At 51.4% G+C, this 1,947-nt stretch carries 2 tRNA genes and 3 rRNA genes; all 5 read left to right on the top strand.

The window, feature by feature from the left end:
* Nucleotides 1-119 (top strand): 16S ribosomal RNA (locus tag ACFQ3J_RS27005); the annotation flags it as partial.
* Between the two features lie 157 nt (nt 120-276).
* Nucleotides 277-393, top strand: a 5S ribosomal RNA gene (gene rrf / locus ACFQ3J_RS27000).
* Nucleotides 394-429: 36 nt separating this feature from the next.
* Nucleotides 430-506: transfer RNA gene (locus tag ACFQ3J_RS26995), tRNA-Ile, on the top strand.
* Between the two features lie 25 nt (nt 507-531).
* Nucleotides 532-607, top strand: a tRNA-Ala gene (locus ACFQ3J_RS26990).
* A 118-nt stretch (nt 608-725) separates the two neighbouring features.
* Nucleotides 726-1,947 (top strand): 23S ribosomal RNA (locus ACFQ3J_RS26985); the annotation flags it as partial.

Below are 1,947 nucleotides of genomic sequence, written 5' to 3'. Positions count from 1 at the left end.
CAACACCCGAAGCCGGTGGGGTAACCGCAAGGAGCCAGCCGTCGAAGGTGGGGTAGATGATTGGGGTGAAGTCGTAACAAGGTAGCCGTATCGGAAGGTGCGGCTGGATCACCTCCTTTCTATGGAGAATCGTTTCCTGAAACGGAAACATTCAAATTTAATGCTTGCGAAGCAGCTTTGCTTCGCAAAGCTCTTAACTCACTCGTTGTTCGGTTTTGAGAGAGCAAGTCTCTTTCAACTTAATATAGTATATGATTGATTGGCGTCAATCATGCGTTTGGTGGCGATAGCGGAGGGGTTCCACACGTACCCATCCCGAACACGACCGTTAAGCCCTCCAGCGCCGATGGTACTTGGACCGCAGGGTCCTGGGAGAGTAGGACGTTGCCAAGCGCAGCCCTTTAGGGTTTTGCACAAAGTGAAATTCATGGGCCCTTAGCTCAGCTGGTTAGAGCGCACCCCTGATAAGGGTGAGGTCGGTGGTTCGAGTCCACTAGGGCCCACCATTTAACTTCATATTACTTCTATTATGGGGCCATAGCTCAGCTGGGAGAGCGCCTGCCTTGCAAGCAGGAGGTCAGCGGTTCGATCCCGCTTGGCTCCACCATAAGAATATTTTGAGTTTGCTCTTTGAAAACTAGATAAACGAAACAATTTTGCGATTTAGAAATATCCTTTTCACTTTACTCGTGTCAAAACAAGTAAAGTCGAAATTGTGCTTAGTTGGTTAAGCTATTAAGAGCACACGGAGGATGCCTAGGCGCTAGGAGCCGATGAAGGACGTGGCGAACAACGATACTGCCTCGGGGAGCTGTACGCAAGCTTTGATCCGGGGATGTCCGAATGGGGAAACCCAGCTATCGTAATGGATAGTTATCTCCACCTGAATACATAGGGTGGCTGAAGGCAGACCAGGGGAACTGAAACATCTAAGTACCTTGAGGAAGAGAAAACAATAGTGATTCCGTCAGTAGCGGCGAGCGAACGCGGATTAGCCCAAACCAGGGAGCTTGCTCTCTGGGGTTGTGGGACGTCTCACATGGAGTTACAAAGGAACCGATTAAACGAAGAGGTCTGGAAAGGCCCGCCAAAGAAGGTAACAGCCCTGTAATTGAAAGTCTGTTCTCTCCGAGACGGATCCCGAGTAGTGCGGGGCACGTGAAACCCCGTATGAATCCGGCAGGACCATCTGCCAAGGCTAAATACTCCCTAGCGACCGATAGTGAAGCAGTACCGTGAGGGAAAGGTGAAAAGCACCCCGGAAGGGGAGTGAAATAGAACCTGAAACCGTGTGCTTACAAGAAGTCAGAGCCCGATTAATGGGTGATGGCGTGCCTTTTGTAGAATGAACCGGCGAGTTACGTTCCCGTGCAAGGTTAAGGTGAAGAGCCGTAGCCGCAGCGAAAGCGAGTCTGAATAGGGCGAGTTAGTACGTGGACGTAGACCCGAAACCGTGTGATCTACCCCTGTCCAGGGTGAAGGTGCGGTAACACGCACTGGAGGCCCGAACCCACGCACGTTGAAAAGTGCGGGGATGAGGTGGGGGTAGCGGAGAAATTCCAATCGAACTCGGAGATAGCTGGTTCTCCCCGAAATAGCTTTAGGGCTAGCCTCGGAAATGAAGAGTCGTGGAGGTAGAGCACTGATTGGGTGCGGGGCCCGCAAGGGTTACCAAGCTCAGTCAAACTCCGAATGCCATAGACTTAATTCCGGGAGTCAGACAGTGAGTGCTAAGATCCATTGTCAAGAGGGAAACAGCCCAGACCATCAGCTAAGGTCCCCAAGTGTGTGTTAAGTGGGAAAGGATGTGGAGTTGCACAGACAACCAGGATGTTGGCTTAGAAGCAGCCACCATTTAAAGAGTGCGTAATAGCTCACTGGTCGAGTGACTCTGCGCCGAAAATGTAACGGGGCTAAACACACCACCGAAGCTATGGCTTGATGCTT

Origin of the sequence: Paenibacillus provencensis, assembly GCF_042678545.1 — a bacterium.
Taxonomy (GTDB): Bacteria; Bacillota; Bacilli; order Paenibacillales; family Paenibacillaceae; genus Paenibacillus; species Paenibacillus provencensis.
Note: the sequence above shows the minus strand (reverse complement) of the source record. Positions and strands in the feature narration are given on the sequence as shown.